The organism is Cupriavidus campinensis, from assembly GCF_905397395.1.
Classification (GTDB): domain Bacteria; phylum Pseudomonadota; class Gammaproteobacteria; order Burkholderiales; family Burkholderiaceae; genus Cupriavidus; species Cupriavidus campinensis.
The window spans coordinates 1-7,682 of sequence record NZ_CAJPVH010000105.1; the positions used below are offsets into that span (position 1 = coordinate 1).

7 protein-coding genes and 2 pseudogenes are annotated in these 7,682 nt (G+C 68.6%); 4 read left to right on the top strand and 5 right to left on the bottom strand.

Annotated elements, in window-relative coordinates; all coding sequences use genetic code 11:
• From KHO18_RS27510 to KHO18_RS27525, 4 genes and pseudogenes are all read right to left on the bottom strand, one after another.
• Positions 1–206 (bottom strand): annotated as a pseudogene (locus KHO18_RS27510) (EamA family transporter); the annotation flags it as partial.
• Between the two features lie 20 nt (positions 207–226).
• A complete protein-coding gene (locus tag KHO18_RS27515; protein ID WP_144199466.1) occupies positions 227–859 on the bottom strand; it encodes a LysE family translocator in 633 nt (210 codons plus the stop codon).
• Positions 860–869: 10 nt separating this feature from the next.
• A complete protein-coding gene (locus KHO18_RS27520; RefSeq protein ID WP_144199464.1) occupies positions 870–1,595 on the bottom strand; it encodes an alanyl-tRNA editing protein in 726 nt (241 codons plus the stop codon).
• Between the two features lie 32 nt (positions 1,596–1,627).
• Complete coding sequence (locus tag KHO18_RS27525) at positions 1,628–2,305, bottom strand: VOC family protein (protein ID WP_144199462.1); 678 nt, start codon at positions 2,303–2,305, stop codon at positions 1,628–1,630.
• Positions 2,306–2,389: 84 nt separating this feature from the next.
• Between KHO18_RS27525 and KHO18_RS27530 the strand changes: the two genes are divergently transcribed.
• From KHO18_RS27530 to KHO18_RS27540, 3 genes are all read left to right on the top strand, one after another.
• On the top strand, positions 2,390–3,979 hold the full coding sequence (locus KHO18_RS27530; RefSeq protein WP_211944255.1) for an aminotransferase-like domain-containing protein: 1,590 nt from the start codon (positions 2,390–2,392) through the stop codon (positions 3,977–3,979).
• A 111-nt stretch (positions 3,980–4,090) separates the two neighbouring features.
• Complete coding sequence (htpG, locus tag KHO18_RS27535) at positions 4,091–5,992, top strand: molecular chaperone HtpG (protein WP_211944256.1); 1,902 nt, start codon at positions 4,091–4,093, stop codon at positions 5,990–5,992.
• Between the two features lie 66 nt (positions 5,993–6,058).
• Entirely contained in the window at positions 6,059–6,553 is a 495-nt protein-coding gene (locus tag KHO18_RS27540) for a DNA-deoxyinosine glycosylase (RefSeq protein WP_144199455.1), read from the top strand.
• Between the two features lie 53 nt (positions 6,554–6,606).
• Here KHO18_RS27540 and KHO18_RS27545 read toward each other — a convergent pair whose 3' ends face one another.
• Entirely contained in the window at positions 6,607–7,113 is a 507-nt protein-coding gene (locus KHO18_RS27545) for a hypothetical protein (protein ID WP_144199453.1), read from the bottom strand.
• 158 nt (positions 7,114–7,271) lie between these two features.
• Here KHO18_RS27545 and KHO18_RS27550 point away from each other — a divergent pair.
• A pseudogene (locus KHO18_RS27550) lies at positions 7,272–7,682 on the top strand (hypothetical protein); the annotation flags it as partial.

Consider the following 7,682-nt stretch of genomic DNA (forward strand, 5'->3'; position numbering starts at 1 on the left):
GCCAGCGCGCCGAGCAGGGCGAGCAGCCCCAGCGCCAGCCCGGCCGCCAGCACCGCGCGGGCCAGCGCCACGAAGATGGGGTCCAGTTCGGCCACGGCCATGCGCGTGAACGGCAGCGTCTGGCTGAAGATCGCCACGCCAATGAAGCCGAGCCACATGCCGCCGGAGGCGGGCGGATGGGCGGGGGAGGAAGATGGATTTGCCATGATGGGGATGCTTGGAAATGTCAGTGCGGCTGCGCGGCGAGGGCGATCCAGACCGCCGTCACGCCGAGCGCCAGCCCCATCGTGCCGTTGAACCAGCGCACGCGGTTGCCCTGCGCCAGCCAGTGCCGCAGCGAGGCGCCCAGCAGCCCATAGGCGCCGTTGCTGAAGAAGCCGAACACCGCGAACACCGTGCTGACCAGCGCCACGCGCTGGGCGGGCGAGGGCGCGCCGGCCATGTAGGACGCCGCCACGGCCAGCGCCAGCATCCACGCCTTGATATTGGCGTACTGGAACGCGGCCGACTGCCAGACGTTCATCGGCTTGAGCACGGTCTTCTCGGCCAGCGAGGCGCTGCGGGCAATCTTCCACGCCAGCCAGAGCAGGTAGGCCACGCCGATGATATGGATGGCGCGCGCCAGCATCGGGCTGGCCAGGATCAGCGCGCCCACGCCGGTTGCGCACAGGGCGACGATGCTCGCGAAGCCGAACGCCACCCCGACGCAGTGCGGCAGCGTGGCGCGCAGCCCGAAGTTGGCGCCGGTCACGGCGGCGATGGTGGTGTTGGGGCCGGGCGTGAACGCGCCCACGGCCAGCAGCGTGATCAATGCGAGGAACTGGGCCATCGACAGGCCCGTCAGCCAGTTGGCATCCATGACGGCGACCTCAGGCCAGCGCCGCGAAGTTGACCACCACGCGGCGGTTGGTGCGGCTCTTTTTCTCGATCTTGGTTACGGTGACCGCGCCGATCTCGCCCGTATTGGCCACGTGGGTGCCGCCGCAGGGCTGGCGGTCCACGCCGGGGATCTCGATGATGCGGATGGTGGACGTGCCCGCCGGCGGCGCGGCGCCCACGGTGCGCACCAGGTCGGGCTGCGCGGCCAGCTGCTCGGGCGTGATGCGGTCGATCCGCACATCGGTCTTCGCGCCGATCAGCGCGTTGAGCTGTTCGGTCAGTTCGGCCTTGTCCAGCGTGGACTCGGGGAGGTCGAAGTCGATGCGCGCGGAATCGGGCGAGATGCTGCAGCCGGTCACCGGCACCGGGATCAGCGATCCCAGCAGGTGCAGGCAGGTGTGCAGCCGCATCAGCTTGTGGCGGCGCGCCCAGTCGATGCGCACTTCGCCCTGGTCACCGGGCTGCACCGCCGGGGCGTCCGGCGCCGGCACGTGGAGGATGCGGGTGCGGTCCTCGGCGTAGATCGTGTCGATCAGCGCCACCACACGGCCATCGGCCAGCACCAGCGTGCCGGTGTCCCCGGCCTGCCCGCCGCTGCGCGCGTAGCAGACGGTCTGGTCCAGCTCGATGCCGGCCTCGCTCACGGCCACGACCGTGGCGGTGCAGTGGTCGAGGTAGGCGTCGTCGTCGAAACGCTTGATGGTGGTGGCGGACATCGTCGGGGGCTCCTTCGGGGGTATCTATATAGTCAGCGCAGGGTCTTGGTGCCTGCTGGGGTGTCGATCTCGGCCACCAGCTGTGGCGGCCCATCGCTCTGTTCGATCTCGATCAGGTCTGCCGCGCCGATCCACGCCAGCCCCTGCCGCAGCAGTTCCGCCTGTGGATGGCTGCCGCGCAGCCGGCGCAGCGCCAGATCCTGGCGCGGCAGGCTGATGGCGGGGTGGTTGGGCACGTCCCACTGGATCAGCGTGGGGAACAGGCCGTCGCCGGCGTGCGTGGCCTCGCCCGGCCAGGCCGGCAGGCTGCCGTCGTCGGGCACGGTCAGGCGCCAGTGCAGGGCGCCGCGCGTCATCGGAATGGCCGGGGCGATGCGGTCCGGGTATTGCGCCTGCCAGCGCGACAGATCGACCGGACGTTCCACCCGGGCCGCCCAGTGGGCCAGGAACGGGCCGTCGGCCAGCCGCTGGCGCATGGCGCCGCTGTCCAGCCCGAACCAGCGCGGCCGTTCCGGCGCCGGGGCAGCGGGGTCGATCGCGATCACTTCGAGGTACATCCCGCCGAACAGGCCCATCACGCGGTTGTGCGTGCCCATGCGCGGGTGCGCGCCGCCGCCCTGCGGGGCAACGCCGAGCAGGTCGGCAACATGGTTCGCGCCGGATTCCAGATCCGGGGCCGCAATCACGAGGTGGTCTATGGCGAGCTTCATTGTCGGTTGATGGTAGACAAGGTTATCGGTACAGTACCGATACAGTTCAGCAGATCGTATTCAGTACAGTTGCGGGAGCACCACATGGAAGGCAGCGAAGCGGACGAAAGGCGGCACACCGGGCCAGACCGCAAGGATAGCGGAGGGCGATCGGGTGCGTCAGGCGGCACACGGCCCTTGCGGCTGGTGATGCCGACGGCTGGCCACGAGCAGTTGCCGGACCCGATTCCCTCGGCCCAGATGACGCTGGTCGAGCAGCTGACCGAATGGGCGCGGCTGCGCATCGACGAACGGGTGTTCCGGGCCGGCATGCGCATGCCGTCGATCCGGCAACTGGCCACCGAGAAGGGGATTTCGCGCTTCACGGTGGTAGAAGCCTATGAGCGACTGGTGGCGCTGGGCTACCTGGAGTCGCGGCGCGGCTCCGGCTTCTATGTGCGCGAGCGCGTGGCGCATCCGTCCACGGCCGCCACGCCGCCTTCGGACGCCATCCGCAATATCGACGTGACCTGGCTGCTGCGCAGCATGTTCCACTCGGCGGAGAGCCACAAGGCGCCGGGCTGGGGCTTCCTGCCGAACGAGTGGCTGGACGGCGAGCTGATGTCCGGCGCGCTGCGCAGCCTGGGGCGGCAGCCGGGCAACCATTTCCTGTCGAGCGGCACGCCGCAGGGCTTCCTGCCGCTGCGGCAGCAGTTGCGCACGCGGCTGGAGGAGCTGGAGATCGGCGTCACGCCGGACCAGATCGTCATGACGTCCGGCATCACGCAGGCGTTCGACCTGATCGCGCGGCAGTACCTGCACCCCGGCGATACCGTGCTGGTGGGCGATCCGGCCTGGTTCGTGATGTTCGCGCGCTTTGCCGCGCAGGGCGCCCACGTGATCGGCGTGCCTTACACCGCCGATGGCCCGGACCTGGAGGCGCTCGAGCGCGTGGTCCAGGCCCATCGGCCCAAGCTGTTCGTGGTCAATTCCGTGCTCCACAACCCCACGGGTACCTCGCTCTCCGCCGCGCGGGCCTTCCGGCTGCTGCAACTGGCCGAGCAGTACGACTTCCTGGTGGTGGAGGACGATATCTATTGCGATCTCTGCCCGCCCGGCCACGCCGCCACCCGGCTGGCCAGCCTTGACCAGCTGCGGCGGGTGATCTATCTCGGCAGCTTCTCCAAGACGCTGGCGGCCAACCTGCGGGTGGGGTTCATCGCCGCCAGTCCGGAGCTGGCCGTGACGCTGACCGACAACAAGCTGCTGACCGGCATGGCCACGCCGGAGATCAACGAGCGCGTGGTCTACAAGGTGCTGACCGAGGGCCACTACCGCAAGCACGTGGAGCGCGTGCGCGGCCGGCTGGACCGGGCGCGCGACGAGACCCGCCACCAGCTCGAACGGCTGGGTTTGCGGATGTTCCCGGGCCAGCACGCCGGCATGTACCTGTGGGCCGATACGGGCGTGGACACCAATGTCATTGCTACGGCCGGGCACGAGGAGGGCTACCTGTTCGCCCCGGGCAGCCTGTTCTCGCCCAGCCAGATGCCATCCACCTGGACGCGCTTCAACGTGGCCAGCAGCGCCGACCCCGGCATGCTGCGCTTCCTGGCCGCGCAGATGGAGCGATTGTCCGGCCAGCCGGCCTCTGGTGCCCATACCGCCCCCGCCCCCGCCACCCCGGGGGCTTGAAAAACCGTCCGTCCATCCCGATTTGAAGGCCCATCGACCCCGTCCGCGCACCGCGCGCCGGGGCAACCCCGGATGTGCCCGCTTTGTTTTCAAGCTTTCAAGAGGAGAACCATGACCGCACCGCACGAAACGATGAGCTTCCAGGCGGAAGTGAAGCAGCTGCTGCACCTGATGATCCACTCGCTGTACAGCAACAAGGAAATTTTCCTGCGCGAGCTGGTGTCGAATGCTTCGGACGCCACTGACAAGCTGCGCTTCGAGGCGATTGCCAACCCGTCGCTGCTCGAGAACGATGCCGACCTGGCCATCCGGATCGAAGCCGACGCCGCCAGCCGCACGCTCAAGATCACCGACAACGGCATCGGCATGAGCCGCGACGAGGCGATCCGCAACCTCGGCACGATCGCGCGTTCCGGCACCAAGGAATTCTTCCAGCAGCTGTCCGGCGACCAGCAGAAGGACGCCGCGCTGATCGGCCAGTTCGGCGTGGGCTTCTACTCGGCCTTCATCGTCGCAGACAAGGTCACCGTGGAGACGCGCCGCGCCGGCGTGGCCGCCGAGGAAGCTGTGCGCTGGGAAAGCACCGGCGACGGCGAGTTCACCGTGGACGCCATCTCGCGCGCCGAGCGCGGCACCACCATCACGCTGCACCTGCGCGAGGGCGAGGACGACTTCCTGTCGTCATACCGCCTGCGCCACATCATCCAGAAGTATTCGGACCATATCTCCCTGCCGATCCGCATGCCCAAGGAAGAATGGGATGCCGAGGCCAGCGCCCACAAGGCCACCGGCGAGTGGGAGAGCGTGAACCAGGCCAGCGCGCTGTGGACGCGCGCCAAGTCCGACATCACCGACGAGCAGTACCAGGCGTTCTACCAGCACATCGCCCATGACCAGGAAGCCCCGCTGACCTGGACCCACAACCGTGTGGAAGGCCGCAGCGAGTACACGCAGCTGCTGTTCATCCCGGCGCGCGCCCCGTTCGACCTGTGGGACCGCAATCACAAGGCCGGCCTGAAGCTGTACGTGAAGCGCGTGTTCATCATGGACGATGCGGACCAGCTCCTGCCGGCGTACTTGCGCTGGGTCAAGGGCGTGGTGGATTCGGCCGACCTGCCGCTGAACGTCTCGCGCGAGCTGCTGCAGGAGAGCCGCGATGTGCGCGCGATCCGCGAGGGCAGCACCAAGCGCGTGCTGTCGATGCTGGAATCGCTGGCGGACAGCGAGGACGAAGCCGATCGCGCCAAGTACAAGACCTTCTGGGAGCAGTTCGGCCAGGTGCTCAAGGAAGGCATGGGCGAGGACCAGGCCAACGCCGAGCGCATCGCCAGGCTGCTGCGCTTCGCGTCCACCCACGGCGACACGGCCGAGCAGTCGGTCTCGCTGGGCGACTACGTGAGCCGCATGAAGGAAGGGCAGGACAAGGTCTACTACGTGACCGCCGACACCTGGGTGGCCGCCAAGTCGAGCCCGCATCTGGAAGTCTTCCGCAAGAAGGGCATCGAGGTGCTGCTGCTGACCGAGCGTGTGGACGAGTGGATGCTGTCCTACCTGCACGAATTCGACGGCAAGGAGCTGGTGTCCGTGGCGCGTGGCGACCTGGACCTGGGCGCCCTGGCTGACGAGACGGAGAAGGCCGAGCAGGAAAAGGCCGAAACCGACTGGAAGGACGTGGTCGACCGTGCCAAGGGCGTGCTGGAAGGTAAGGCCAAGGACGTGCGCGTGACGCTGCGCCTGACCGAATCGGCTTCGTGCCTGGTGTCGGACGACGGCGACATGAGCGGCTACCTGCAACGCCTGCTCAAGCAGGCCGGCCAGAAGGCGCCCGACGCCCAGCCGATCCTCGAACTGAACCCCGAGCACGCGCTGGTGAAGAAGCTGCGCGACGTGGCAGGCGACGAAGCCTTCGCCGATCGCGTGAGTGTGCTGTTCGATCAGGCCCTGCTGGCCGAGGGCGGCATGCTCGAAGACCCCGCCACCTACGTGCAACGCGTGAACCGCCTGCTGGCCTGAGGCCGGTTTGCGGCCCCGCTCCCGCCTGCGGGGGAGGGGCCGCCCGCCCGCGAAGATCCTCTCAGGATGACCACCAAACGCTGTTTCCCGCCGGTCGTCGATTCCCGCACCCGCATCCTCGTGCTCGGCAGCCTGCCGGGCGAGGTCTCGCTCGCCCAGAGCCAGTATTACGCGCACAAGCAGAACCGCTTCTGGCACCTGATGGGCGATGTGCTCGGGGTCGATCTGGTCGGGCTGGACTACCCTGGCCGCCTGCAAGCGCTGCTGGGGCATGGCGTGGGGCTGTGGGACGTGGTGGCCGAGGCGCGGCGCGATGGCAGCCTCGACAGCAATATCCGCGACCATGCCGGGAATGACCTGATCGGGCTGATCGGCACGCTGCCTGGCCTGCGGGCGATTGCCTTCAACGGTGGCACGGCGGCGAAGATCGGGGGGAAGGCGCTGGGGGAGCATGGCGACCGCCATGCGATCCTGCGGCTGCCGTCGAGCAGTCCGGCCTATACGCTCGCGTATGCGGAAAAGCGGGTCGCGTGGCTGGCCTTGCGCGCCTGGCTGGACTGAATCGCCCAGCCAGGCGTGGGGCGTCTTCTTTCGATGACTAGGGGCGACGCCGCTCAGGCCGTCGTGTTGACGATGTTCCCGGTGCTGCTGCCGGCGGCCTGCTGAATGGCTTCGGCCAGCTTGGCGACGGCCTGCTGGAGCGACGCCGAGGTGGACGTCACGCCGGCCTGCAGCGCGGCCACGGTGCTGGCCTTGGTGCTGTCGTCCGCGCCGCTGTTCTGCGCGGCCTGGAGCTGCTGCATCTGGGCGGCCAGTTGCTTCTGCAGCGCTTCGATCTGCTGCTTCAGCGCCTTGATGACCGCCGAATCGCTGTCTTCGCTGCTGGCCGCGCTGCCGCTGGCGGCACCAGCACCGCCCACGCGGCCGGCGCCGGCCGGGCCCTGGATGGTGCCGCTGGCGCTGGCCGAGGACGTAGAGGCGGCCGAGTCCCCGGCTTCCGTGCTGCTGGCGGCGGCGGCTTGCGCCGCGTCGTCAGCCGGCGCGGTAAAGCGGCGGGTGTTGGTTACGTTGGCGTCACTGGCGGTGACGATCTGAGGGGTAACGCTGCTGATTGTTGTCATGTGCGTGGTTCCGATCGGGAGAGAGCCCACTCCTTCTTCGGCGCAAATCAGCAAAACTTTAGGCGTACCGGACAAGTCTCACCGCCAGTCACTTCTGTCACAATCGCGGCCATGGCCCGCCCGCGCGGCGGGCCGGCCCCCCAATTCGGTAAATTCCTATGTCCAGTCTCGGCCTTGGCGGTATTGGCGGTATCGGCCTGCATGTCATCGTCGCCATCTTCTTTGCGGTGCATGCGGTGCGCACGCACCAGAATATGTACTGGCTCCTGCTGCTGTTCCTGTTTCCGGGGCTCGGCAGCGTGGTCTATTTCTTCGCGGTCTACCTGCCCAGCCTGCGCCAGACGCGCGGGGCGCGGGCGGCGGGGCGGGCGATCCGGCAGATCGTGGATCCGAACCGTGCCGTGCGGGAGGCCCGCGACGCCTTCGACCGGGCACCCACCGTGGACCACCGCATGCGCCTGGGCGCCGCGTTGCTCGATGCCGGCCAGCCGGCCGAGGCGCTGACGCACTACCAGGCCGCCGCCAACGGCCCGTTCGCGTCCGATCCGGCCCTGCTGGAAGGGCTGGCG

Excerpts from the sequence above, each read along its gene's own strand:
- KHO18_RS27515 (WP_144199466.1), bottom strand. The coding sequence starts at position 859 with ATGGATGCCAACTGGCTGACGGGCCTGTCGATGGCCCAGTTCCTCGCA.
- KHO18_RS27520 (WP_144199464.1), bottom strand. The coding sequence starts at position 1,595 with ATGTCCGCCACCACCATCAAGCGTTTCGACGACGACGCCTACCTCGAC.
- KHO18_RS27525 (WP_144199462.1), bottom strand. The coding sequence starts at position 2,305 with ATGAAGCTCGCCATAGACCACCTCGTGATTGCGGCCCCGGATCTGGAA.
- KHO18_RS27530 (WP_211944255.1), top strand. The coding sequence starts at position 2,390 with ATGGAAGGCAGCGAAGCGGACGAAAGGCGGCACACCGGGCCAGACCGC.
- htpG (WP_211944256.1), top strand. The coding sequence starts at position 4,091 with ATGACCGCACCGCACGAAACGATGAGCTTCCAGGCGGAAGTGAAGCAG.
- KHO18_RS27540 (WP_144199455.1), top strand. The coding sequence starts at position 6,059 with ATGACCACCAAACGCTGTTTCCCGCCGGTCGTCGATTCCCGCACCCGC.
- KHO18_RS27545 (WP_144199453.1), bottom strand. The coding sequence starts at position 7,113 with ATGACAACAATCAGCAGCGTTACCCCTCAGATCGTCACCGCCAGTGAC.